The sequence below is a fragment of the Rhodococcus sp. NPDC058532 genome, assembly GCF_042719255.1.
In the GTDB taxonomy this organism is placed as follows: Bacteria; Actinomycetota; Actinomycetes; order Mycobacteriales; family Mycobacteriaceae; genus Rhodococcus_G.
In genome coordinates this window covers 44,383-67,938 of the sequence record NZ_JBHXNU010000014.1, presented here as the reverse complement: position 1 = coordinate 67,938, position 23,556 = coordinate 44,383, and the positions used below count along the sequence as shown (strand labels likewise).

Annotated in this window: 21 protein-coding genes; 16 read left to right on the top strand and 5 right to left on the bottom strand. The window is 71.0% G+C overall.

Translation table 11 applies throughout. The features are described from left to right. Window positions 1-41 precede the first annotated feature (41 nt). Window positions 42-1,412: a DUF349 domain-containing protein gene (locus tag ACFWQG_RS16910; protein WP_378508786.1), complete on the bottom strand. Its 1,371-nt coding sequence runs from the start codon at window positions 1,410-1,412 to the stop codon at window positions 42-44. 208 nt (window positions 1,413-1,620) lie between these two features. On the opposite strand from ACFWQG_RS16910, the gene ACFWQG_RS16905 reads away from it, so the two are divergent. The 9 genes from ACFWQG_RS16905 to ACFWQG_RS16865 all read left to right on the top strand — a co-directional run bounded on the left by ACFWQG_RS16905 (window position 1,621) and on the right by ACFWQG_RS16865 (window position 11,471). Continuing rightward, window positions 1,621-2,340, top strand: coding sequence for a hypothetical protein (locus ACFWQG_RS16905; RefSeq protein ID WP_378508785.1), 720 nt, complete (start codon window positions 1,621-1,623; stop codon window positions 2,338-2,340). Further along, window positions 2,328-3,263 (top strand): tRNA (adenosine(37)-N6)-dimethylallyltransferase MiaA, encoded by a 936-nt coding sequence (miaA, locus tag ACFWQG_RS16900; protein WP_378508784.1) that lies wholly within the window; start codon window positions 2,328-2,330, stop codon window positions 3,261-3,263. Before ACFWQG_RS16905 ends, miaA begins: the two co-directional genes overlap by 13 nt. 65 nt (window positions 3,264-3,328) lie before the next feature. After that, window positions 3,329-4,189 carry a TrmH family RNA methyltransferase gene (locus ACFWQG_RS16895; RefSeq protein WP_378508858.1) on the top strand — a complete coding sequence of 287 codons (861 nt, stop codon included), beginning with the start codon at window positions 3,329-3,331 and terminating at the stop codon, window positions 4,187-4,189. An 80-nt stretch (window positions 4,190-4,269) separates the two neighbouring features. Beyond that, the gene (gene dapF / locus ACFWQG_RS16890) at window positions 4,270-5,136 is read left to right on the top strand and encodes a diaminopimelate epimerase (protein ID WP_378508857.1); all 867 of its coding nucleotides are present in this window, start codon (window positions 4,270-4,272) and stop codon (window positions 5,134-5,136) included. 61 nt (window positions 5,137-5,197) lie between these two features. Continuing rightward, window positions 5,198-6,634, top strand: a complete 1,437-nt coding sequence (gene hflX / locus ACFWQG_RS16885; RefSeq protein ID WP_378508856.1) for a GTPase HflX — start codon at window positions 5,198-5,200, stop codon at window positions 6,632-6,634. Window positions 6,635-6,663: 29 nt separating this feature from the next. Next, window positions 6,664-7,737: a hypothetical protein gene (locus ACFWQG_RS16880; protein WP_378508783.1), complete on the top strand. Its 1,074-nt coding sequence runs from the start codon at window positions 6,664-6,666 to the stop codon at window positions 7,735-7,737. Window positions 7,738-7,866: 129 nt separating this feature from the next. After that, window positions 7,867-8,877 carry a PHP domain-containing protein gene (locus ACFWQG_RS16875; protein WP_378508782.1) on the top strand — a complete coding sequence of 337 codons (1,011 nt, stop codon included), beginning with the start codon at window positions 7,867-7,869 and terminating at the stop codon, window positions 8,875-8,877. Between the two features lie 178 nt (window positions 8,878-9,055). Continuing rightward, window positions 9,056-10,237 carry a lipase family protein gene (locus ACFWQG_RS16870; protein WP_378508781.1) on the top strand — a complete coding sequence of 394 codons (1,182 nt, stop codon included), beginning with the start codon at window positions 9,056-9,058 and terminating at the stop codon, window positions 10,235-10,237. 91 nt (window positions 10,238-10,328) lie between these two features. Further along, the gene (locus tag ACFWQG_RS16865; RefSeq protein ID WP_378508780.1) at window positions 10,329-11,471 is read left to right on the top strand and encodes an acyl-CoA dehydrogenase family protein; all 1,143 of its coding nucleotides are present in this window, start codon (window positions 10,329-10,331) and stop codon (window positions 11,469-11,471) included. 88 nt (window positions 11,472-11,559) lie between these two features. Here the strand turns inward: ACFWQG_RS16865 and lexA are convergent, their stop codons facing one another. Next, window positions 11,560-12,285: a transcriptional repressor LexA gene (lexA, locus tag ACFWQG_RS16860; protein ID WP_378508779.1), complete on the bottom strand. Its 726-nt coding sequence runs from the start codon at window positions 12,283-12,285 to the stop codon at window positions 11,560-11,562. 365 nt (window positions 12,286-12,650) lie between these two features. Here lexA and ACFWQG_RS16855 point away from each other — a divergent pair, with 365 nt between their 5' ends. Continuing rightward, entirely contained in the window at window positions 12,651-13,202 is a 552-nt protein-coding gene (locus ACFWQG_RS16855) for a LysM peptidoglycan-binding domain-containing protein (RefSeq protein ID WP_378508778.1), read from the top strand. A 164-nt stretch (window positions 13,203-13,366) separates the two neighbouring features. Further along, window positions 13,367-13,852: a transcriptional regulator NrdR gene (nrdR, locus tag ACFWQG_RS16850; RefSeq protein ID WP_378508777.1), complete on the top strand. Its 486-nt coding sequence runs from the start codon at window positions 13,367-13,369 to the stop codon at window positions 13,850-13,852. Between the two features lie 12 nt (window positions 13,853-13,864). Here the strand turns inward: nrdR and ACFWQG_RS16845 are convergent, their stop codons facing one another. Continuing rightward, window positions 13,865-14,836 (bottom strand): SMI1/KNR4 family protein, encoded by a 972-nt coding sequence (locus ACFWQG_RS16845; RefSeq protein ID WP_378508776.1) that lies wholly within the window; start codon window positions 14,834-14,836, stop codon window positions 13,865-13,867. A 77-nt stretch (window positions 14,837-14,913) separates the two neighbouring features. After that, a complete protein-coding gene (hrpA, locus tag ACFWQG_RS16840; protein WP_378508775.1) occupies window positions 14,914-18,822 on the bottom strand; it encodes an ATP-dependent RNA helicase HrpA in 3,909 nt (1,302 codons plus the stop codon). 95 nt (window positions 18,823-18,917) lie between these two features. Between hrpA and ACFWQG_RS16835 the strand changes: the two genes are divergently transcribed. The 3 genes from ACFWQG_RS16835 to ACFWQG_RS16825 are packed head-to-tail and all read left to right on the top strand — an operon-like array spanning window position 18,918 to window position 21,558. Further along, complete coding sequence (locus tag ACFWQG_RS16835; protein ID WP_378508774.1) at window positions 18,918-19,619, top strand: Pr6Pr family membrane protein; 702 nt, start codon at window positions 18,918-18,920, stop codon at window positions 19,617-19,619. Continuing rightward, window positions 19,616-20,329, top strand: a complete 714-nt coding sequence (locus ACFWQG_RS16830) for a Pr6Pr family membrane protein (RefSeq protein WP_378508773.1) — start codon at window positions 19,616-19,618, stop codon at window positions 20,327-20,329. The genes ACFWQG_RS16835 and ACFWQG_RS16830 overlap by 4 nt, the downstream gene beginning before the upstream one ends. Further along, complete coding sequence (locus ACFWQG_RS16825) at window positions 20,326-21,558, top strand: aspartate aminotransferase family protein (protein ID WP_378508772.1); 1,233 nt, start codon at window positions 20,326-20,328, stop codon at window positions 21,556-21,558. Before ACFWQG_RS16830 ends, ACFWQG_RS16825 begins: the two co-directional genes overlap by 4 nt. Window positions 21,559-21,609: 51 nt before the next feature. Here the strand turns inward: ACFWQG_RS16825 and ACFWQG_RS16820 are convergent, their stop codons facing one another. Next, a complete protein-coding gene (locus ACFWQG_RS16820) occupies window positions 21,610-21,861 on the bottom strand; it encodes a hypothetical protein (RefSeq protein WP_378508771.1) in 252 nt (83 codons plus the stop codon). A 17-nt stretch (window positions 21,862-21,878) separates the two neighbouring features. Between ACFWQG_RS16820 and ACFWQG_RS16815 the strand changes: the two genes are divergently transcribed. Both ACFWQG_RS16815 and ACFWQG_RS16810 read left to right on the top strand, forming a co-directional pair. After that, a complete protein-coding gene (locus ACFWQG_RS16815) occupies window positions 21,879-22,577 on the top strand; it encodes a hypothetical protein (protein WP_378508770.1) in 699 nt (232 codons plus the stop codon). Between the two features lie 374 nt (window positions 22,578-22,951). Beyond that, entirely contained in the window at window positions 22,952-23,542 is a 591-nt protein-coding gene (locus ACFWQG_RS16810; protein WP_378508769.1) for a transglycosylase family protein, read from the top strand. Window positions 23,543-23,556 lie beyond the last annotated feature (14 nt).

Genomic DNA, 23,556 nt, shown 5'->3' with positions numbered 1-23,556 from the left:
TGACGGCGGTGCCGTCTATCGGTCGCTGACGGCGGTGCCGTCTATCGGTCGCTGACGGCGCCCTCGGCGGCGTCGGCCCATTCGCGCCACTGCTTGGCCTGGGCGAGGGCCTTCTCCGCGTCCTTGGCCTTGCCTGCGGCCGTCGCCTTCGCTGCCTGCTCCTCGAACTGGGCGACCCGCTCCCGGAACTGGGCGGCGCGGGCCATCGCCTCGGGGTCGGTGCGCCGCCACTGGGAGTCGGCGGCGTCGCGGACCGTCTTCTCGATGGCGTGCAGTCGACCTTCGAGGTCGTGCATCTTCTCGCGGGGGACCTTGCCGATCTCGTCCCACTTCTCCTGCAGGTCCCGGAGCGCGGAGCGGGCGGCGTCGAGGCCCTTACTCGGATCGATGTGCACGCCCTTGAGCAGGTCCTCCTTCGCGGCCGCGTTGCCTTCGAACTCGGCGTCCCGCTCGGACGCGGCGGCGTTGCGATTGCCGAAGAACACGTCCTGCGCGGCCTTGAACCGCTTCCACAACGCGTCGTCGGCCTCCCGCGGGGCGCGTCCGGATGCCTTCCATTCGGCGAGCAGGTCACGGAAGGCGGCCGCCGTCGGGCCCCAGTCGGTCGACTCCTGCAGGTCCTCGGCGCGCTGGCAGAGTTCCTCCTTGCGGGTCTTGGCGGCGGCGCGTTCGCGGTCGAGTTCGGCGAAGTGGGCCCCGCGGCGCCGGTTGAACGCCTCCCGTGCCTTCGAGTACCGCTTCCACAGGGCATCGTCGAGTTTGCGGTCGACACCGCGGATCGACTTCCACTCGTCGAGGATCTCGCGGAGTCGGTCGCCCGCGGCCTTCCACTGGGTGGACTCGGCGCCGATGCGTTCCGCCTCGGCGGCCAACTCCTCCTTCCGGTGGGTGTGCTCCTCGCGATCGCGATCGCGTTCGGCCTTCTCCGCCTCGGCGGCCTCCTGCGATCCGGCGATGACGGCGTCGAGGCGGGTCGCGAGGGCGTCGATGTCCCCGATGACGGCGGCGGTCGGCAGGGTCTCCGCCAGGGCGACGGCGGCGGTCCGGGTGCGGCGGGCGTCGCCGGTGCCGGAGGTCAGGCGGGCCTCGAGCAGTCCGACCTCGGTGGCCAGGTCGTCGTACCGGCGGCCGAAGTGGGCCAGCCCCTCGGCGGCGTCGCCTGCCTGCCAGGACCCGATCTGGCGTTCGCCGTCGGCGGTGGTGACCCACGCGGTGCCGTCCTCGTCGACCCGCCCGAATCGGCTCGGGTCGCTCGGGGGTGTTGCGGCCGGGGCGTGCACGGCGGCGTGGGCAGCGATGTTCGCGGGACCGGGTTTGGCCGCACCGGGCTTGGGCGTGCCCGGCTTCGGGGCGCCCGGCTTGGGCGTGCCCGGCTTCGGGGCGCCGGGCTTGGGTGCGCTGGTGTCGGTCATGACTCCTCATCTCTGCCGCGCGTCACGGCTGCCGCTGCCTCGCTCGTCGCACGCCGATCCGCTCGTCGGTGCGCGCTGGTTCCATTCAACCCGGAACGAGGTGTCTACGACCATTGAAACAGTTCGGACCGCGAGAGTCGGGATTGTGCGGCGGTGCGGGGTCGATCTGGTCGCGGACCGTCGACACGGGGCGACTACCTTGGGCGGTGTGTTCACCGCCGCCGCACTGGTTTCCTCGCCGCCCCTGCTGCTTCCCGAACTGGCGGGCGCGGCGGCCGCGGAGACCGCCGACCTCCGGGCCGCGAGCATCGCCGTCGCTGGCGAGCTGGGGAGACTGGCGGCGGTGTGGACGGTGATCGGGGTCGGGGACACGGACACCGAGGTCGCGGCGGGGGTGCGGGGAACCTTTCGCGGCTACGGCGCTGACGTGCGGGTGGCGTCGGGGGCGGCAGGCGAGCATGGCGTCGCGGACCCGACCCTGCCCCTCGCGACGCTGACGGCGGGATGGCTGCGCGGCAGGGCGGCACCCGACGCGGAGTTCGACACGGTCGTCCTCAGCGCGGACACCCCACCGGCGTCCTGCGTCGACTTTGGCCGCCGGTTGCGGGCCCGGCTGGACGCGGATCCCCGGCCGCGGGGCGTGCTGGTGGTCGCCGACGGTGCGGCAACGTTGACCGCGAAGGCGCCCGGCTCCTTCGACGACCGTGCCCCCGCAGCGCAGGCCGACCTCGACCGCGCGCTCCGCTCCGGCGACGTCGACCATCTCGCCGCACTGGACCCGGTCATCTGCACCGGCCTCGGGATCGCGGGCCGCCCGGCGTGGCAGGCGCTGGCCGCGCTGTTCGGTGGCCCACCCGCCCGGTGCCGCACCGACTACCAGGGCGCCCCCTACGGGGTCGGCTATCACGTGGGGATGTGGCTGCCGTGACGGGAAGCGTGCGCCCGATCGCGGTGCTCGGCCCGACCGCGACCGGCAAGTCCGACCTCGGGCTCGCGCTGGCCGAGCGGCTCGGCGGCGAGATCGTGAACATCGACGCGATGCAGCAGTACCGCGGGATGGACATTGGCACCGCGAAGCTGCCGGTCGCGGAGCGGCGGGGCATCCCGCACCATCAGCTCGACGTCCTCGACGTCACCGAGACCGCGACGGTGGCCCGATACCAGCTGGCCGCGCGGGCCGACGTGGAGGCGATCGCCGCGCGGGGGGCCGTGCCGGTGATCGTCGGCGGGTCGATGATGTATGTGCAGTCGCTGCTCGACGACTGGGAGTTCCCGGCGACGGATCCGCGGGTGCGGGCCCGGTGGGAGGCGGTGCTCGCGGAGCAGGGGGTCGCCGGTGTGCACGCGGAGCTGACCCGCGTCGACCCGGCTGCCGCCGCCACGATCCTGCCGACCGACGGCCGCCGCATGGTCCGCGCGCTGGAGGTGGTCGAACTGACCGGGCGGCCGTTCGCGGCGTCCGCGCCGACGATCGGTGAGCCGCGGTGGGGGACGGTCGTCCTCGGCGTCGACCGCGACACCGCCGAACTGGACGAGCGGATCGACCAGCGGACCAGGGCGATGTTCGCGTCCGGTCTCGTGGACGAGGTGGCGGAGTTGGTGGCGGGAGGGCTCCGGGTCGGGGTCACCGCGCGCCGCGCGATCGGGTACGCGCAGGTGCTCGCCGCGGTGGACGGCGAGTACGACCTCGACGAGGCCCGCGAGCGGACCCTGATCGGAACCCGGCGGTACGTGCGCAGGCAGCGGTCCTGGTTCCGACGGGATCGCCGGGTGCAGTGGCTCGACGCGGCCCGACCCGACCTGATCGATGCGGCCCTGACGATTGTCGAGAAGCAGACGGAGATGCAGTGACGAAGAAGACCACCCCCCGGGCGGCGGGGGGACCGCCGCGCAGCGGAGCCCGCGACGCGACCGGGATGCGCAAGGTGACGGTGCGCAACGCCAGCTTTCAACAGTGGCAGTCGTACCTGACCACCCGCGCGAAGCGGACGAAGGCGGGCCGATTCCTGATCCAGGGCGTCCGTCCGCTGACCCTCGCCCTCGACAACGACTGGCCGATCGAGACGCTGCTGTACCGGGTGGACGGGCCGCCGCTGTCGGAATGGGCCAGGGGCGTCCTCGCCGGATGGGCCGGGGACTCGGTCGGGGTCGCGGGGGAGCTGCTCGCCGAGTTGGGGGAGCGGGCCGAGTCGGCGCCGGAGCTGATCGCGGTCGGGAAGACCCGGACCCGCCCGGTGTCGACGCTGACCGTGACCCGGTCCGAGCGGGCCCCGCTGATCGTGGTGTTCGACCGGCCGTCGTCACCGGGCAACCTGGGTACCCTGATCCGCAGCGCCGACGCGTTCGGGGCGGACGCGGTGGTGGTCACCGGGCACGCCGCGGACCCGTTCGATCCGCAGAGTGTGCGCGCGTCCACCGGTTCGCTGTTCGCGATGCCGGTGTACACCGCCGCAGATCCTGACGAGGTGGTCGCGTTCCGTGACCGCCAGAAGATGGAGTTGCAGATCGTGGGCACCGACGAGCACGGCGGTGTCACGATCGCCGACCACGACCTGAGAGGTGGAACGATCCTGGTGATCGGCAACGAGACCCGTGGCATGAGCGCCGCCTGGCGCGGCGCCTGCGACGTCACCGCCAGCATCCCGATCGGCGGTGCCGCGAGTTCGCTTGGCGCGCCGTCGGCCGGCGCGGTGTGTCTGTACGAGATCACGCGGCAGCGAACCGCTGCCGCGAGCGGTCGCGGTGCGGCCCGTCACGACCGGGAGGGCATCCGATGAACATCGCCGACCACCTGGCCGCCCGGATGAGCCTGTTCGGCGCCGCCGCATCGATGACCGCGGTCGCCCCGACCACCGCCATGCAGTTCAGCAAGGGGCACGGCACCGAGAACGATTTCGTGCTGCTGCCCGACCTGGAGGCGACGATCGACCTTGGCCCGGCCCGGGTGTCGGCGCTGTGCGACCGGCGCCGGGGACTCGGCGCCGACGGGGTGCTGCGCGTCGCGCGCGCCGGGGTGCTCAAGGAGGCGGGCGTGCTCGACGCCCTGCCGAAGGGCGTCGGGGTCGACGACTGGTTCATGGATTACCGGAACGCGGACGGATCGATCGCCGAGATGTGCGGCAACGGGGTCCGGGTCTTCGCGCATTTCCTGCGGGCGTCGGGCCTCGAACTTGCCGACGAGTTCGTCGTCGGATCCCGGGCCGGGGCACGCCCGGTGGTGGTGCACCGCCTCGCGGGGGCGACCGCCCAGGTGACCGTCGACATGGGTCTGGTCCGGGAACTGGGACCCTCGACGGCGACCGTCGACGGCACCGAGTTCACCGGGCTCGGCATCGACGTCGGCAACCCGCACCTGGCGTGCGTGGTGAAGGACCTGACCGCGGAGTCGCTTGCCGCGCTCGACCTGACCGCGCCGCCGCAGTTCGATGCCGCGTTCTTTGCCGACGGGGTGAATGTCGAGATCCTCACCCCGCTCGCCGACGGCGCCGTCGACATGCGCGTGCACGAACGCGGGGTGGGGGAGACCCGGTCCTGCGGCACCGGCACCGTCGCCGCGGCGATGGCCGCGCTGCGGGCCGCCGGCCGATCCGACGGGGAGGTGCGGGTCCGGGTCCCCGGCGGGGAGGTCGTCGTCGACATCGACGCGGGCAAGGCGACCCTGCGCGGGCCGTCCGTCCTGGTGGCATCCGGCAGCATCGACGAGACCTGGTGGTCGTCGCTGTAATCCGGATGCGTCGCGGTCGTCGGGCGTGGGACGATTGGGGTGTATGACGAACTCAGACGACATGACCCCCCGCACCGACCACCGCGATCACCCGATCAACGGCCACCACGACCCGTCGGTCGGCGAGATGCAGCTCGACGAACGCAGCGCCCTGCGCCGCGTCACGGGCCTGTCCACCGAACTGACCGACATCACCGAGGTCGAGTACCGGCAGCTCCGGCTCGAGCGGGTCGTGCTGGTCGGGGTGTGGACCTCCGGCACCGCCGACCAGGCCGACGCCAGCATGACCGAACTGGCCGCGCTCGCCGAGACCGCGGGCTCGGAGGTCCTTGAGGGCCTCGTGCAGCGCCGCGACAAGCCGGACGCCGCCACCTACATCGGTTCCGGCAAGGCCGAGGAACTGCGGGAGGTGGTCCTCGCGACCGGCGCGGACACGGTGATCTGCGACGGCGAGCTGACCCCCGCCCAGCTGACGGCGCTGGAGAAGGTCGTCAAGGTCAAGGTGATCGACCGCACCGCGCTGATCCTGGACATCTTTGCCCAACACGCCACCTCCAGCGAAGGCAAGGCGCAGGTCGCGCTGGCGCAGATGGAGTACATGCTCCCGCGCCTGCGCGGCTGGGGTGAATCGATGTCACGGCAGGCGGGCGGCCGGGCAGGCAGCAACGGCGGTGTCGGTCTGCGAGGTCCCGGTGAGACGAAGATCGAGACCGACCGCCGCCGGATCCGGGAACGGATGGCGAAGCTGCGCCGCGAGATCAAGGGGATGAAGGCGGCCCGCGACACCAAACGCACCCGGCGGCTGCGCAGCGACGTCCCGTCGGTCGCGATCGTCGGCTACACCAACGCGGGCAAGTCCAGCCTCCTCAATGCGCTCACCGGCGCCGGGGTTCTGGTGCAGGACGCGCTGTTCGCGACCCTGGACCCGACCACCAGGAAGGCCGAATTCGCCGACGGCCGCCAGTACGTGCTCACCGACACCGTCGGGTTCGTGCGGCACCTGCCCACCCAGCTGGTCGAGGCCTTCCGGTCCACGCTCGAGGAGGTCGCCGACGCGGATCTGCTGCTGCATGTCGTCGACGGCTCCGACCCGCTGCCCACCGACCAGATCAAGGCGGTGCGGGAGGTGATCACCGACGTCCTGCGCGAATCGGACGCCCCGGCCCCGCCGGAACTCCTGGTGGTCAACAAGATCGACGCCGCGGACCCGATCACCCTCACCCAACTTCGGGGTCTGCTGACGGGCGCGAGGTTCGTCTCGGCACGGACCGGCGAGGGCATCGCGGATCTGCGGGCCACCCTCGCCGAGATGGTCAGCCCACCCGAGGTGGAGGTCGAGGTCCTGCTGCCGTACACCCGCGGCGACCTGGTGGCCCGGATTCATGCGGACGGGCGGATTCTCGAGTCGGCGCACGAAGCGGAGGGCACCCTGGTCCGGGCGAAGGTGCCGCAGGCGCTGGCCTCCGCCCTGGACGGGTTCCGGCGCAGCGCCGTCTGACGCCGAGGAGCAGCCCGACCATGCCAGGAATGAGCGCTGCCGTGCGGACCCGACTGGCCGTGGTCGCCGCCGCGGTGTGCGGGATGGCCGGGGTGTCGGCCGTCCCCGCTCTCGCGCAGGGCGGCCCATCGGCCGCACCCTCGAGCGGTGCGGCCGTGGTCGATGCGCCGCTGGAGACCCTGTGCACGCCAACGGATCCCGGGCTCGCCGAGCTGTCCGGTCTGGCGTCGGACGGTGACCGGATGTTCGCGATCGGGGACAGCGGCACCGACCGGACGCTCTGGGTTCTCGGCCCCGACTGTGCGGTGACCGGGGCGCTGCCGGTGCCCGCGACCCCCACCGATGTCGAGGACCTGGCGCTGGTCGACGGTCGGCTGTGGCTGTCGGACACCGGCGACAACGCCCGGGTCCGGTCGTCGGTGGCGCTGACCGTCCTGGATCCCGGCACCGGGTCCGGCTCGACCCACCTGCTCGGCTACCCGGACGGTGCGCACGACGCCGAGGCCTTCCTCGTCGGGCGGGACGGCCGCCCGGTGATCGTGACGAAGGAGGTGCTCGCGCCGTCGGGGATCTACACCACCGACCTTCCCCTCGACGAGCTCCCGGCCGGACCGACACCGCTTCGTCGTGTCGGCCAGCTCACCGTCGCGCCCACCGACACCCCGGGCGGCCCGCTGCCCGTCGCGTCGTCGGTCCTGGTGACCGGGGGCGCGGTCAGCGGTGACGGCCGGGTGGTGGCGGTCCGCACGTACACCGACCTCTACCTGTATCCGGCGGCGGACGGTGATGTCGTCGCGGCGTTGACCGGTGCGACACCGGTCCGGGTGCCGATGCCGCATCAGCCGCAGGGCGAGGCCATCGCGTTCACCCCGGACGGCGACCTGGTGAGCGGGTCGGAGGCCGCGGACGGCCCGATGCCCCCGATTCAGGTCCTGCGGGGCGCCGCCGCGCTGGTCCCGCTGCCGGATCCCACCCCCGTCGACGAACCGCTCGCCGGACGTACCGGATCGGCTGCGGTCGCGGCCGCGCTGGTCGGGGTGGGCGCGGTGGTCATCGCCGCGGCCGGCGCCGCGGTCGTACGGTTCCGGTCGCGCCGGCGCTGACCGAACGGACCATCTGCTCGATCTGATCGACTGAACGGAAGCGTTCACTCGACCAGATCGACCGAATGTGCCGTTCGCTCGGCTCGTTCTCGGTGGAGGAACGGCGGTCGATGGCCCACGATGGAGGGCATGGACCCGGTCGAGGCATTGCGGGAGATCGCCTTCTGGCTCGAGCGCGGGCGGGCCGAGACGCATCGGGTCCGCGCGTATCGGCGCGCGGCGGACGTCGTGGACGCGTTGACCCCGGAGCAGCGGGACCGGCTCGGCCGCACCGAGACGTGGACGGCGCTGACCGGGATCGGGCCGAAGACGGCGACCGTGATCGGCCAGGCCTGGTCCGGGCGGGTCCCCGACTACCTGATCGAGGTCAAGGCGGCGGCCGGACGGATCGGGGAGGGGGGAGGCGAACTGCTCGCCGCGCTGCGTGGGGACCTGCACACGCACTCGGACTGGTCCGACGGCGGCAGCCCGATCGCCGAGATGATGCGCCGTGCCGCGCTGATCGGGCACGAGTACTGCGCGCTGACCGACCATTCGCCGCGGCTGACGGTGGCGAACGGGTTGAGCGCGGATCGGTTGCGCAGGCAGCTCGATGTGGTCGCCGAACTCAACGCGGACCTGGCACCGTTCCGGGTCCTGACCGGCATCGAGGTCGACATCCTCGACGACGGCAGCCTCGATCAGGATCCCGAGCTGCTCGCCGAGCTCGACGTGGTGGTCGCGAGCGTGCACTCGAAGCTGGCGATGGACCACGACGCGATGACGCGGAGGATGGTGCGCGCGGTCGCGAATCCCCTGGTCGACGTGCTCGGGCACTGCACCGGCCGGCTGGTCGAGGGTGGCCGCGGCACCCGCCGCGAGTCCACGTTCAATGCCGAGGTGGTGTTCGAGGCGTGCCGCCGGTTCGGGACCGCGGTCGAAATCAACAGCAGACCCGAACGCCGTGACCCGCCGTCGCGGCTGATCCGGACCGCACTCGACCGGGGCTGCGTGTTTGCGATCGACACCGACGCCCACGCGCCCGGTCAGCTCGACTTTCAGGGCTACGGATGTGAACGGGCGCAGGCGTGCGGGGTGCCCGCCGACCGGGTGGTCAACACGTGGCCGGTGGGCGAGCTGCTGGCCTGGGCGGCGGGGTGACGGTCGGACCGGGCACCGCCCGGCACGGTGCGGCCGCGGGTGGGAGTGCCGTTGACCGAGCCGCACGGCCGTGTCTAGTGTCCGTGTCGGCTCAGGAGCGCGACGCGACCGTGCGTCCGGTGCGTGGCCGCGCGACCCTCGCGCGCCGGAAGGGCCGCCGACGCGAAGGAACACACACGTGAGCGCACATCGCTTGACTACTCGACTCGCTGCCGTTGGGCTCGGCGCCGCCCTTGCCGCTGGCGTCCTCGCCGTCGGAGCCACGGCGACGGCCGCCACCCCGGCCGCGGGCACCGTCGTCGCGAGCGAGCCACTGCCGCAGGATCTCTGGTACCCGGGCACGGCGCGGGCGGAACGCCTCACCTACTGGACCAGCCTCGCGAACGGGCAGCCTGCGCTGAGCACCGGCACCGTGTTCGTGCCGGAGGGGACGCCCCCGGACGGCGGCTGGCCGGTGCTGTCGTGGGCGCACGGCACCGTCGGTCTCGGTGACGACTGTGCGCCGTCGGTGGTCGGGCCCGGCGCCCGCGACCGCGACTTCGCGTACCTCGGTACCTGGCTCGATCAGGGCTACGCCATCGTCGCGAGCGACTACGCCGGACTCGGCACGCCCGGGGTGATGCCGTACCTGGACGGCCGGGCCGAGGCGCACAGCGTGGTGGACATGGTGAAGGCCGGGCGCAGCGTCGAACCCGACCTGTCGAACGCCTGGGTGGCGATCGGCCAGTCGCAGGGGGGCGGCGCCGCCATCACCACGGCGCGCTACGCCACCGAGCTGGGCGGCCCGACCCTCGACTACCGCGGCGCGGTCGGCACCGGGGTCCCGGCATACATCGAAAACATTGTTGCGCAGGCCGGTCCGGGCTTCCCGCCGGTCGCGCTGCCCGCCGGTCTGACCGTCTACGCCCTGTACATTCTCGCGGGCCTGAATGCCGCGCATCCGGAACTCGGCGTCCCCGGCCTGCTGAACGAGACGGGTCTCGGCCTGTTGGGGAAGGCCGAGACCCTCTGCTATGGCGACCTCAAGGACGAGGTGGCCGGCCTGGTCCTCGGCACGGTGTTCGCGAAGCCGCTGTCGTCGATCCCGAACGTGCACGGTGTGCTGACCGACTACATGGGCATTCCCGAAACCGGTTACGACAAGCCGTTCTTCATCGGTCAGGGCCTCAAGGACACGGACATCATCATGCCGTCGACGCTGCTGCTCGGCGGGACGCTCGCCCGCAACGGGGAGCCGGTGACCTTCAGGACCTACCCGACCGACCACAGCGGAACCATGGCCGCCTCGCTGGTGGACACGGTCCCGTTCGTGCGGGACCTGTTCGACGGCCGCACCCCCGAGTCGGGCGCCGGCAGCTGAGCCTCCGACCGGCGTGACGGTGTCGCGCCGGTCACAGTTTGTGCTCGTTCGGGTCATCGACCGGGCCGTCGGCCGGGCCTAGCCTGGGCGAATGGAACGCACTCTCTTCGAGCCCGAGCACGAACTCTTCCGTGAGTCCTACCGGAAGTTCCTCGACCAGGAGGTCGCTCCCTTCCACGACCAGTGGGAGGAGGACAACATCGTCGACCGCGAGGTCTGGAAGAAGGCGGGCGCGCAGGGCTTCCTCGGCATGGCGGTGCCCGAGGAGTACGGCGGCGGGGGAGTCAAGGACTTCCGCTACAACACGATCGTCACCGAGGAGACCACCCGCGGTGGGTTCGGTGGCCCCGGCTTCATGCTGCACAACGACGTCGTTGCGCCGTACCTGATCGACCTCGCCACCGAGGAGCAGAAGCAGCGCTGGCTGCCCGGATTCTGTTCCGGCGAGATCATCACCGCGATCGCGATGACCGAGCCGGGCACCGGGTCGGATTTGCAGGGCATCAAGACCCGCGCGGTTCGCGACGGGGACCACTGGATCCTCAACGGCTCCAAGACGTTCATCACCAACGGCATCAACGCGGACCTCGTCATCGTCGTTGCGCAGACCGACCCCGACAAGGGTGCGCAGGGCTTCTCGCTTCTCGTCGTCGAGCGCGGCATGGCGGGCTTCGAGCGGGGACGCAACCTCGACAAGATCGGTCTCAAGGCGCAGGACACCGCCGAGCTGAGCTTCACCGACGTGCGGGTCCCGGCGACGAACCTGCTCGGTGAGGAGGGGATGGGCTTCATCTACCTGATGAAGAACCTTCCGCAGGAACGGCTGTCGATCGCGGTGGTCGCGGTCGCGGCCATGGAGTCGGTCCTGGAGTCGACGATCCAGTACTGCCGGGACCGCAAGGCGTTCGGCAAGTCGATCGGCAGCTTCCAGAACAGCCGGTTCGTGCTTGCCGAACTCGCCACCGAAACCCAGATCGCGAGGGTGTTCGTCGACCGGTCCATCGAGCTGCTCAACGAGGGCAAGCTGACCGTCCAGGAGGCCGCGATGGCCAAGTGGTGGACCACCGAGAAGCAGGTCGAGCTCGTCGACCGGTGCCTGCAGTTGCACGGCGGCTACGGCTACATGCGCGAGTACCCGATCGCGAAGGCGTACCTGGATTCTCGGGTGCAGCGGATTTACGGTGGCACCACCGAGATCATGAAGGAGATCATCGGCAGGGGACTGAACCTCTAGGGATTGCGCTGCCCGGGTCTACCCGGCCGAGGGGTGCCGACGGGGCCGTGACGACTGAACGTCACGGCCCCGTCGGCATGTCCGTCCGCTAGACCTTGCGCATCACCGTGACGACCTTGCCGAGGATCTGCGCGTCGTTGCCCGGAATCGGCTCGAAGTGCTCGTTGTGCGGCATCAGCCACACCTCGCCCCTGGTCCGCTTGAAGGTCTTCACCGTGGCCTCCCCGTCGATCATCGCGGCAACGATGTCGCCGTTGTCCGCGACCGACTGCTGCCGCACGACCACCCAGTCGCCGTCGCAGATCGCGGCATCGATCATCGACTCACCGACGACCTTGAGCAGGAACAGCGAGCCCTGACCGACCAGCTCGCGGGGCAGCGGGAAGACATCCTCGACGGCCTCCTCCGCGAGAATGGGGCCGCCCGCGGCGATCCGGCCGAGCACCGGCACCAGGGCCGGCTTCGGTGCCCCAGCGTCGGTCGCGTCGCCGGCCGCGGCCTGCTCGAACCCGGCCTGTGGGTCGGTGGCCGGTACCGGCTCGTTGAGGCCCCGAACGTCCACGGCGCGGGGGCGGTTCGGATCGCGGCGCAGGAATCCCTTCCGTTCGAGGGTGCGCAGCTGGTGGGCCACCGAGGACGTCGATGTCAACCCGACCGCGTCACCGATCTCCCGGATGCTGGGGGGATACCCGCGTTCGCTGACGGACGCGCGGATCACCTCCAGTACGCGACGCTGCCGGTCGGTGAGCCCCGCCGTCAGGTCGGGCAGGCCGGGGGCGGCCGCCGTACCTGCGCGGGAGCTGTCGTCCTTCATGGAGGGCCTCCTTGGAGTGGGAGCGGTGTGGGTCTCGGTGCGGGTGATGCGGCAGGCGGGTCGGGTGGGACGCCTGGGTGTGTTGTGGCTTCTGACACGAATCTAGACCCAAAAGCCGTGGGCATCAAACGTTTGTTCGACATTTCTCGCATCAATGCGAGACATTGCTGGCGATGCGTGGTAGAAATCGAACATGCGTTCCCTCGAACGGGTGATCGAATCGGCGGGCTCCCTCGAATTGGCGGGCTCGAATTGGCGGGCTCCCCGACAGTCCGCTTCCGGCGGACGACGAACCCGGCCGATCGCGAGGAGCGTGCGAACTAGTCCGAATACCCTGTACGACCAGGTAGAAAGCGGTGGTTCTCATGAGCGTGGCGATGGATGTCGACGGCGGTGCGGACGGCGAGGGGGCGGGTAACCGACTCGGGGTCGGCGGGAACAGGGCAGCCGGGAGCAGGGCAGCGGGGATTCGAACCGCGGGCGGCCCAGCGTTGACCGTGCGCCCCGCCCGTCCGCCGAGGGCGCCGCGCCGCGCCGCACGCCGGTACGGGACATCCCGCCGGCCCGGCGGCCGCCCGCTGTCGTACGGCCCGGCCGGCACCGGCGTCTCGCGGGCGGCGCACACCCGGTTCGGCGGCGACACCGGGTGGGGCACCGTCGTGGTCGTCGCCCTGGCCACCGCCCTCGCGATCGTCGCGTTCGGTGCGCTCGCACAGTGGCAGTCCGGTGACGCGGTGCCGGACCGGACCGGTGTGGTGCAGGTGCGGGCTGGGGAGTCGCTCGGGGAGGTCGCCGAACGGTCGGCTCCGGGGGTGCCGGTCGAGCGGGCAGTGGAACGGATCGTGGAATTGAATGCACTCGACGGCACCGGAGTGCATCCGGGGCAGGCGCTGATCGTGCCGGTGTCCGCGGGCTGACGCGGGGGAAGTGAACGGTCATGGCCGAGCCGACGGTATTGTCGATCCTTGTTGGTTCCACCACATCCAGTGGATCGCACGAGCTCGGACCGCTCGGGATGCATGACGACCTCGGGTTTCGCGGTTCGTGCGTCCGCAGGCACGGTCCAGACGAAGGATTCGCCATGCATTGCCCGTTCTGCCGGCATCCCGATTCGCGCGTCGTCGATTCGCGGGAGGCGGACGAGGGTCAGGCGATTCGCCGTCGTCGATCCTGCCCCGAATGCGGCCGCCGCTTCACCACCGTCGAGACCGCGGTCATGTCGGTCGTCAAGCGCAGCGGCGTGACGGAGCCGTTCAGCCGCGAGAAGGTCGTCCGCGGTGTCCGTCGCGCCTGTCAGGGTCGCGATGTCGCGGACGACGCGCTGTACCAGCTGGCGCAGAAGGTCGAGGAGACCGTCCGGGCCAGCGGGTCAGCCGAGATCCCGAGCAACGAAATCGGGCTCGCGATCCTCGGCCCGCTGCGGGACCTGGACGAGGTGGCCTACCTCCGGTTCGCCTCGGTGTACCGGTCCTTCTCCTCCGCAGAGGATTTCGAGCGGGAGATCAAGGACCTCCGGGTGCATCGCGAGGAGGCAGCGGCGGAGGCGGACAGCGACGCTCCGGCGTAGCCTCCGGTCCCCTCAGTCGCGCAGCTCCCAGACCAGGTCGCCGTCCGTGATCCGCGGGTACCACAGCCGGTCGAACACGCCGCCACTCTCGAGGCTGTCGGCGAGATCGGTCAGCATGGCGCTCACCGACTTCCATCGCGGGCCCACCTCGTCGGCGCCGTCGCGGGAGAACTCGAGCACGCAACCGTGCATCGGTCCGGGCCGGGTGTCGACGACGAGGTAGTACCCGTCGAGCCCGGCGAACGGGACGTACTCGCGAATGAACGTGAAGGCCGGTGTCCCCGCCTGCTCCGACACCACCTGCCCGTCGCCGGGTTCGGATCCGTCCTCGTCGGCATCGATCTCGGACCAGATGTCCACCATCATCGCGTGGTCGTCGAGCATCTGGTCGAGGGAGAGGACAGCATGCGAGGGAAACAGTCGGTGCGGGTGGTCCTGTCGCGCCGCGGTGACGAAGTCGATCAACTCGTCGGGCCACGCGACGCCGGTCCGGGTCACCGCCGCCGCGACGGCCTCCGGCGTGGCGGTGAGACCCGCGGGGGTGGCGGCGGGCAGGTTGCGGTCGAGCCACGAGGAGACGCGATCCCACTGTGCGCGAACGGACCCGGGCGGCGTTGGGCTCAGCGTCGGGGCGTCGCCGAGGAGCGCTGCGGATTCCTCGGTGCGCCGCATCATCTCGTCCTGCTCCCTGGCGTAGGCGGCGATGGCCGCCTCGGTCCGGGCGACGAGCTCCTCCACCGGAAGATCGGGGTCGGTGGCGCCGAGCACCGTTCCCAGTTCGGTGTCTGCCCGGTATTGCACCACGTGGATGGTGGCGCGGTCGTCGACCGGGCCGGGGTGAGCGGCGACGAAGTCCCTGATCGCGGTCAGGGCGTCGACGATCGCCTGCGGCCGGGATTCCGAACTTCCCTGGAGGAAGGCTCTTTCCCGGCGGCCGGGGCCGTAGTTGAACGCCGCGCGCCAGATCCGTCCGTCGTCTTCCACGGTGTCTCCTCGTACTTGGTGGACCGGATGGGGTTCGTCCCCCGCCCCACGGGGTGTCGCGGCAGCTGGCCGGGGTGTTACCGGGCGATCGCCGCGATGGCCTTGCGGATTCGCTTGTCCGACACCGGGTACGGGGTGCCGAGCGACTGCGCGAACAGCCCGACCCGTAGCTCCTCGATCATCCAGCGGATCGCGTCGACGTCGGGGTCGTGGTGTCGCCGCGGATCCAGGCGCGCCAGCAGTGTGCCGTACGCGTCGAACACGCCGTCCACCACGGCGAGGTTCTGGCGGTCGCGGACCGCCGACGCAGGCAACGCCTCCAGTCGCTGGATCGCCGCGTCCAGGTAGCGGGGCAGCTCGCGGAGACGGGCCGCGCCGGTGTCGGCGACGAAACCCGGATACACCAGGGAGTCGAGCTGCTCGCGGACATCATCGGCGGCGTCGCCGCTGGCGCCGTCGAGCAGCACCCGCAGCTGCTGGGCGCGCGCCAGGGCCGGGACGACGAGGCGCACCAGCGCCGCCACCTCGCGGGGCAGTTCGGCCCGCACCGCCGCGGCGAGGGCGTCGAAGCCGTCGGGGGTGCGCGGTGGGCCGCCGTGTCGATCGATCAGGGCGTCGACGGCGCAGGTGCGTGCATCCTCGACGAGCGCGTCCACGCCGCCGTGCGGATTCTGGCTCAGCGCCAACCGATCCCGGGTTCCGAGGCCGCCGATCGCGGCCTTTGTCGGTGTCGGAACCGCGGCAAGCAGCAGCGTCCGGGTGCCCTCGCGCATCGCGCGCCGCTGCTCGGCCGGCGTGGCAAGGACGCGCACCGCGACACCGCCGGGCTCGGGGACCAGCGCCGGATAGCCGACGACCTTCTGCCCGCCGAGATTCCGGGTGACCGTGGCGGGCACGGTGCCGAGGGTCTCCGACGTCCACACCGCCGCGGCCGCCCGCTCGGTGGTGGACGCGGCCTTCGACACCGCCGCCGCGACCCGCGGTGCCTGCCCGGCGCGCAGGTCGTCAAGACTCTTGCTGCGGCCGAGCACCGCGCCAGCGGGGTCGACCGCGGCGAACGTCATCCGCAGGTGATCGGGGACCGCGGTCAGGTCGAAGTCGGTCGGGGCGATCGGGGTGCCCGCCATCCGGGTCAGCTCCCGCGCGATCGCGACCGGCAGCGGCTCGGTCCGCGGCTTGACCGCCGACAACGCGGCCCGCGCATAGTCGGGGGCGGGAACAACGGTGCGGCGCAACGTCTTCGGTAGCGTCTTGATCAGGGCGGTGACCAACTCCTCCCGCATTCCGGGGACGAGCCATTCGAAGCCGACGCCGCGCACCTGCGCGAGCAGGGCCACCGGGATGCGGGCCGTGACACCGTCGTCCTCGGTTCCCGGCTCGAACTGATAGGTCAGCGGGAAGGAGATGTCGCCCTGCCGCCAGGTGTTCGGGTAGTCGCCGCCGAGCACGGCGGTCGCCTCCGGGTTGACGACGTGCGCTGCCGTGAAGGTCAGCATGTCCGGGTCGGAGCGCCGCGCCTTCTTCCACCAGGTGTCGAAGTGCCTGGCGGACACCGCTTCTTGGCCGACACGCTGGTCGTAGAACTCGTACAGCGCCTCGTCGTCGACGAGGATGTCCCGTCGCCTTGCCCGGGTCTCCATCTCCTCGACGTCGTCGAGCAATGCCCGGTTGGCGTGGAAGAACGTGTGCTGGGTCTGCCACTCGCCCTGGACCAGGGCGTGCCGGAGGAACAGCTCCCGTGACGCCTCGGGGTCGATCGACGAGTAGGTGACCGCGCGCTTCGCGACCAGCGGGATGCCGTACAGCGTGACCCGCTCGTACGCCATCGCACAGGCCCGCTTGGTGGACCAGTGCGGCTCCGAGTAGGTGCGCTTGACCAGGTGCGGGGCCAGATTCTCGGCCCACTCCGGCTCGATGCCCGCCGCCATCCGGCCCCACAGCCGGGACGTCTCGACGAGCTCGGCGGCCATCACCCAGCGCGGGGGCTTCTTGAACAGCGACGAGCCGGGGAAGATCGCGAACCGGGCGCCCCTGGCGCCAAGGAAGTCCCGCTTGTCGCCCTCGCGCAACCCGATGTGGGAGAGCAGCCCGGCGAGCAGCGCCTGGTGCACCGCATCCGGGGACGACTCGGTGTCGGCGACCGACCAGCCGAGCGAACGGGTGATCTGCGACAGCTGCCCGTGCAGGTCCTGCCATTCTCGGATGCGCAGCCAGTGCAGGTACTCGTTCTTGCACATCTTCCGGAACTGGCTCGACGACAGTTCCTTCCGTTGGGTACGGAGGTATTCCCAGAGCGTGGTGTATGCGAGGAAGTCGGAACCGGTGACGGCGAACCGGGCGTGCTTCTCGTCGGCGGCCTGCTGGTGTTCGGCGGGACGTTCCCGGATGTCCTGAATGGACAGCGCGGAGACGATCACGAGCATCTCGCGGAGGCAGCCGGTGTGGTTGGCCTGCGCGAGCATCCGTGCCATCCGCGGGTCGACCGGGATCTGCGCGAGTTCCCGACCAATCGGGGTGAGCTCGGCTGCGGCGTCCTTGCGGGCCGGAACCAGCGCGCCGAGCTCCTCGAGCAGCGCGATGCCGTCGCGCACCGCCCGCGGGTCGGGCTTCTCGACGAACGGGAACGCCTCGATGTCGCCGAGTCCGAGCGCCGTCATCTGCAACACCACCGACGCCAGGTTGGTGCGCAGGATCTCCGGCTCGGTGAACTCCGGCCGCGCGTCGAAGTCCTCCTCCGAGTACAGCCGGATGCAGATGCCGTCGGCGACGCGGCCGCACCGTCCCGCGCGCTGTCGTGCGGAGGCCTGCGAAATCTCCTCGATCGGCAGCCGCTGCACCTTGGTGCGGACCGAATACCTGGAGATGCGGGCGGTGCCGGGGTCGATGACGTACCGGATGCCGGGGACGGTCAGCGAGGTCTCGGCGACGTTGGTGGACAACACCACCCGCCGGCCGGTGTGCCGTTCGAAGACCCGATGCTGCTCGGCCGCGGACAGTCGCGCGTACAGCGGCAGGATGTCGAGGCCGCGGATCCTGCGGTCCCGCAACGCGTCCGCGGTGTCCCGGATCTCCCGCTCGCCGGACAGGAACACCAGGATGTCGCCGTCGCCCTCGGCCAGCAGTTCCTCGACGGCCTCGCCGACCGCGTCCACCGGGTCCCGATCGATGGTCTGCTCGCCAACGTGGACGGTCAACGGGCGGTACCGCATCTCGACGGGGAACGTGCGGCCCGAGACCTCGACGATCGGGGCGGGCACCCCGTCGACCGCGAAGTGCTCGGCGAACCGTTCGGGGTCGATCGTCGCGGAGGTGATGATGATCTTCAGGTCGGGCCTGCGGGGGAGCAGCTGCTTGAGGTAGCCGAGGATGAAGTCGATGTTGAGGCTGCGTTCGTGCGCCTCGTCGATGATCAGCGTGTCGTAGCGGCGCAGCAGCCGGTCGCGTTGGATCTCGGCGAGCAGGATGCCGTCGGTCATCAGCTTGATCAGCGTGCCGTCGGAGACCTGATCGGTGAACCGCACGGTGTAGCCGACGGCGTCGCCGAGGTCGGACTCGAGCTCCTCGGCGATCCGTTCGGCGACGGTGCGGGCGGCGAGCCTGCGCGGCTGGGTGTGGCCGATCAGGCCGCGGATGCCGCGGCCGAGGTCGAGGCAGATCTTCGGGATCTGGGTGGTCTTGCCGGAGCCGGTCTCACCGGCGACGATCACCACCTGGTGGGCCTGGATCGCGGCGGCGATGTCGTCGCGGCGGGCACTGACCGGCAGCGCCTCCGGGTAGGTCGTCGCGGGCACCCGGGACCGGCGGGTCGCGATCCGGGCCTGCGCCTGGCCGACCTCCCGGCCGAGCGCTGCGAGGGCCTCCGGGCTGCGGGCACGGTCGAGTTTGCGCCGCAACCGGTGCTCGTCGCGGAGGGTGAGGTCGGGGAGGAGTCGCGTGATCTCGCGCCGGTCGAGGCCTGGCTGCGCGGCGGGTGGTGTGGTGGACATGCTGCGCACAGCCTATCGAAGGCCGCGCCGCCGGATCGGTCCGGCGCATGCGCGTCGCACCCCGCCGCGCCCGCCCGGCGTGCGACGATCTGCCGGTGAGCGACGTCGCCGCGCAGTCGGCCTACCCCCACACGCGTCCCTACGTCCGCGTCCTGCGGCTCGCGTTCGCAGTTCTCGGCGTTGTCGCGCTGGCCTGGATTCCGCTCCGCAACGTGGGTGATGCCGCGTTCTCGGTGGCGAACTACTTCAGCTACTTCACCGTGCTGAGCAACGTGCTCGGGGTGATCGCCCTGCTCGTCGGCGGCCTGGTCGACCCGCAGTCGACACGGTGGCAGCTCTTCCGCGGCGCCGCGACCCTGTACATGGTCATCACCGGAATCATCTACGCGGTACTGCTGTCGAACATCGACGTCACCTTGAACGACAAGTGGATCAACGACACGATGCACCGGTACCTTCCGCTGGTGTTGCTGTTGGACTGGGTGCTCAACCCACCGCGAGGGCGGATCTCCGACAGGCAGGCACTGACCTGGCTGTGGTTCCCCCTGGTCTACGGCGTGTACACCCTGGTCCGGGGTCCGTTCGTGGACTGGTACCCGTACCCATTCATCGACCCGCGCGCGCAGGGCTACCTGCAGATGGCGGTGGGGCTGGTGGTGTTGCTGCTGGCGTTCGTGCTGATGGCGTTGGCGGTCAACGTGTCCGGGCGCCTGGCCGGGCGCTGGCGCACCGGTGACGACGTGCCTCGGTCGACCTCGGACGAGATCGGGAGCAACGAAACCACGGAGTCGGCATGACGACCGCAAGTCACGGCACGGCCAGCTCGACGCCGCGGCCTGCCTGCCCCCACACGCCTCCCGCGGTCCGAGTCCTGCGCGTCGCCCTCGCCGTGCTCGGCGCGGTGGCCCTCGCGTGGCTGCCGATCCACGAGGCGGGCGAACCCGATTTCGACCTGGTCAGCTACTTCAGCTACTTCACCGTCCTGAGCAACGTGTTGGCCGTGGTCGTCCTTGCGGTCGGCGCGGTGATCGACCCGCAGGGCGAACGCTGGCAGTCATTCCGCGGCGCCGTCACCGTCTACATGGTCATCACCGGCATCGTGTACGCGGTGCTGCTGGCGAACGTCGACGTCGGTGGCCAGGGGCAGTGGACGAACGACGTCGTGCACCGGGTCATGCCCCTGGTGATCCTCCTCGACTGGGTGGTGTTTCCGGCGCGCAGGCGGATCAGCGACGCGACGGCGATGACGTGGGTGTGGTTCCCGGTCCTCTACGGGGTGTACACGCTGATCCGCGGCCCGATCGTGGCCTGGTATCCGTACCCGTTCATCGACCCGCGCCAGCAGGGCCCGCTGCAGATGGCGATCGGACTGGTCGTCCTGGTGGTGGCGTTCCTGCTCATCAGCCTTGCCGTCAACGTCGCCGGGCGGCTCGGCGCCCGCTGGCGATACGGTGATCGAACGGTCCCGGCATCCGACGCGGGAGTCGACAGGAAGGTCGAGCAATGAGTACGAGCGGTTCGCTGTGGCATGGGTTCGCGGACATGGGGGCGGTGCACCGGGACGGGGCCTTCGTGGTCAGTCGTGGTGAGGGCGCGTACATCTGGGACGCCGAGGGCAACCGGTACCTCGATGCGACGGCGGGCCTGTGGTTCACCAACGTCGGACACGGGCGCACCGAGATTGCGGACGCGGTCGCGGCACAGTTGTCGACGGTGGCGCACTTTTCGAACTTCGGCGACTTCGCGCCGGAGACGACGATCGCCCTTGCGGACAAGCTCGCCGAGATCGCCCCGGTGCCCGGCAGCAAGGTCTTCTTCACCTCGGGCGGATCCGATTCGGTGGACACCGCGGCGAAGCTCGCCCGCCGCTACTGGCACGAGCTGGGCAGGCCCGGCAAGCGGATCGTCGTCGGCAGGCAGAAGGCCTACCACGGCATGCACGTCGCGGGGACCGCGCTGGCCGGCATCCCGGTCAACCGCGAGAACTACGGCGAGCTGATGCCCGACGCCCGCACCGTCGGCTGGGACGACGCGAAGAGTCTGCTTGAGCTGATCGAGCGGGAGGGCGAGGACACGATCGCGGCCTTCTTCTGTGAGCCGATCATCGGTGCGGGCGGCATCTATCTGCCGCCGGACGGCTACCTCGCCGAGGTGCGGGAGATCTGCCGCGACCACGACATTCTGTTCGTCGTCGACGAGGTGGTCACCGGCTTCGGCCGGATCGGCGGATCCTGGTTTGCGTCCACCCGGTTCGACCTGCAGCCGGACCTGATCACCACCGCGAAGGGCTTGACGTCCGGGTACGTGCCGATGGGGGCGGTCTTCGTTGCGCCCCGCGTCGCCGAGCCGTTCTTCGCGGGCGGGGTGTGGTGGCGGCACGGCTACACCTACGGCGGGCACGCGGGGGCGGCCGCCGCGGCGCTGGCGAACCTGGAGATCATCGAGCGGGAGAACCTGCTCGCCGAGTCGAAGCGGCTGGAGGTCTCGCTGCACGAGCACCTCGCGCCGCTCGCCGACCATCCGCGGGTGCAGGAGGTGCGCAGCGGGCTCGGTGCCGTCGCCGCAGTTCAGCTCGCGGACCCGGCGGAGGCGTTGCCGTTCGTGAAGACGCTCCGCGAGCACGGCATCTCCGGGCGCGCCGCCGGGGTCGGTGCCATGCAGTTCTCCCCGTCGTTCGTGATGACCGACGAGCAGGTCGCGGAAATGGCGGCCGGCGTCCGCTCCGCCCTGGGGTAGGCGGCTCCGCCGCCTGTGAGTACTTCTGGTCCGTCTGGGGGCCAGAAGTACTCACAGGCGCCGCAGGCGCCGCAGGCGCCTCAGGCGTTGGCGGAGAGTGGATTTGACGGGGGCGAGCTCAACCTTCGGGCGCCGGTCGGCGTCCCCGGCGGCCTGCGCGAACCGGGTGTGTAGCCGGGCCCGCACCTCGTCGGGGGTGTAGGCGCGGCGCTTGCGTTCGGCGCGGACGGTGAGGGCGCCGGTCGCCGCGACGCCGACCACACCGGCGAGGCCGATGAGCTTCCACAGGTGGCGCGGGTTCATCGCTCTAACCTAGGGGGATGAGTCGGCGGATGCACGAATCGCAGGTCAGCCTCGACGTGGCGGTCGACGCCACCCGCACCGGGGACATCTGGATCTTTCGGGGCCGCGCCGGCGCGGACCGCGCCATCCAGACGCTGACAAACAGCCCGGTCAATCATGTCGGGATGTCCGTCGTCCTCGATGACCTGCCGCCACTGATGTGGCACGCCGAGTTGGGGCATTCGCTGCAGGACATGTGGACGGGCCGGTACCAGCGTGGGGTGCAACTGCACGACCTGCGCGCCGCGGTGCAGGTGTGGGGCGCGCGGTACGGGCAGCGGGGGTGGCTGCGTCAGCTGGAGACCCCGGTGACGCGGGAGCAGGAGAACGAGCTCCTGCGGACGATCGCCCGACTGAACGGGGCGTCCTTCCCGTCGACGGCGCGGCTGGCGTCCCGGTGGGTCGGGGGCCGCCTGCCTGCGCTCCGCAGGCCGACCCGCCGTGCCGGTCAGCGAGCGGCGGCCGGGATCGAGAGCGCGTACTGCGCGGAGGTCGTCGCGCAGACCTACGAGTCGATGGGTCTGCTCACCGATCGGCGGCGGACCAACTGGTACGACCCCGGGAAGTTCTGGAGCGGGGATCGGCTGCCCCTCGCCGACGGGGTGCGGCTGGGCGACGAGATCGCGGTGTCCCTCAGCGCGGCGGATCTGGCCGCGGGGGCGGCGCGCACGCCCTGACCCGGGTCGCGAATCGGACATTTTGAGTGACGCGGATCACTTTCTGTGCGTGTCGGTCGCCACACTCCGCGGGTGGACCGACCGGTTGGTTCTGGTTGAAATCTGCACGATGCCCTGCGGGGAACGCGTTATATAGCAGCAATTGTGTCAGATGTGGCGGCAACACGCGGGCCGTGACCTTCTTGTGATCGTCGCCTACGGTCATCTCAGCTCGAATCAACCGGGCTACCGCCGACCCGCTACCGCCAGATCCTGTCCCGCGGGTCGGACGCCACCAACTTCCCCGGGACAGGAGCGGGCCGGACACACACTCGCGGGGCGCCGATGACGGCGCGCGAGTCCGGACCCCGGCGGCAAGGAGAGGATTCACCCGAATGACTCGCTTCACCCCCAAGCGCGCCCTCGGCGCCGTCGCCGCCACCGCCGCCCTCGCCGCCGTTCCGATGGCGCTGAGCGCGGGCACCGCCTCGGCAGCCACCCACAACTGGGACGGCGTCGCGCAGTGCGAGAGCGGCGGCAACTGGTCGATCGACACCGGCAACGGCTACTACGGCGGCCTGCAGTTCTCGCAGAGCACCTGGAACGCCTACGGCGGCGCGGGCAGTGCCAACAACGCCAGCAAGGCCGAGCAGATCCGCGTCGCGGAGAACGTGCTCGCCGGGCAGGGCGTCGGCGCCTGGCCGGTGTGCGGCCAGTACCTGACCACGGGTGTCTCGGACGTCGCCGAGCCCGTCCAGGAGGCCCCGGTCCAGGAGACGCCCGCCCCGAGCCCGGTTCAGCAGGTCGCGGCGCAGATCGCCGAGTCCGCGCCGGTGCAGACGCTCGGGGCGTCGACCTACGTCGTCCAGGTCGGTGACACCCTCTCGCAGATCGCCGCCGAGCACGGGGTCGACCTGTCGGTCTTCGCCGAGCAGGTGCAGAACCTCGACCTGATCTTCCCGGGGCAGACCCTCACGCTGTCCTGATCCGGCGGGGCGGC

Excerpts from the sequence above, each read along its gene's own strand:
- ACFWQG_RS16910 (WP_378508786.1), bottom strand. The coding sequence starts at position 1,412 with ATGACCGACACCAGCGCACCCAAGCCCGGCGCCCCGAAGCCGGGCACG.
- ACFWQG_RS16895 (WP_378508858.1), top strand. The coding sequence starts at position 3,329 with ATGCGCAAGGTGACGGTGCGCAACGCCAGCTTTCAACAGTGGCAGTCG.
- dapF (WP_378508857.1), top strand. The coding sequence starts at position 4,270 with ATGCAGTTCAGCAAGGGGCACGGCACCGAGAACGATTTCGTGCTGCTG.
- hflX (WP_378508856.1), top strand. The coding sequence starts at position 5,198 with ATGACCCCCCGCACCGACCACCGCGATCACCCGATCAACGGCCACCAC.
- ACFWQG_RS16880 (WP_378508783.1), top strand. The coding sequence starts at position 6,664 with ATGAGCGCTGCCGTGCGGACCCGACTGGCCGTGGTCGCCGCCGCGGTG.
- ACFWQG_RS16875 (WP_378508782.1), top strand. The coding sequence starts at position 7,867 with ATGGACCCGGTCGAGGCATTGCGGGAGATCGCCTTCTGGCTCGAGCGC.
- ACFWQG_RS16865 (WP_378508780.1), top strand. The coding sequence starts at position 10,329 with ATGGAACGCACTCTCTTCGAGCCCGAGCACGAACTCTTCCGTGAGTCC.
- lexA (WP_378508779.1), bottom strand. The coding sequence starts at position 12,285 with ATGAAGGACGACAGCTCCCGCGCAGGTACGGCGGCCGCCCCCGGCCTG.
- ACFWQG_RS16855 (WP_378508778.1), top strand. The coding sequence starts at position 12,651 with ATGAGCGTGGCGATGGATGTCGACGGCGGTGCGGACGGCGAGGGGGCG.
- nrdR (WP_378508777.1), top strand. The coding sequence starts at position 13,367 with ATGCATTGCCCGTTCTGCCGGCATCCCGATTCGCGCGTCGTCGATTCG.
- hrpA (WP_378508775.1), bottom strand. The coding sequence starts at position 18,822 with ATGTCCACCACACCACCCGCCGCGCAGCCAGGCCTCGACCGGCGCGAG.
- ACFWQG_RS16830 (WP_378508773.1), top strand. The coding sequence starts at position 19,616 with ATGACGACCGCAAGTCACGGCACGGCCAGCTCGACGCCGCGGCCTGCC.
- ACFWQG_RS16825 (WP_378508772.1), top strand. The coding sequence starts at position 20,326 with ATGAGTACGAGCGGTTCGCTGTGGCATGGGTTCGCGGACATGGGGGCG.
- ACFWQG_RS16820 (WP_378508771.1), bottom strand. The coding sequence starts at position 21,861 with ATGAACCCGCGCCACCTGTGGAAGCTCATCGGCCTCGCCGGTGTGGTC.
- ACFWQG_RS16815 (WP_378508770.1), top strand. The coding sequence starts at position 21,879 with ATGAGTCGGCGGATGCACGAATCGCAGGTCAGCCTCGACGTGGCGGTC.
- ACFWQG_RS16810 (WP_378508769.1), top strand. The coding sequence starts at position 22,952 with ATGACTCGCTTCACCCCCAAGCGCGCCCTCGGCGCCGTCGCCGCCACC.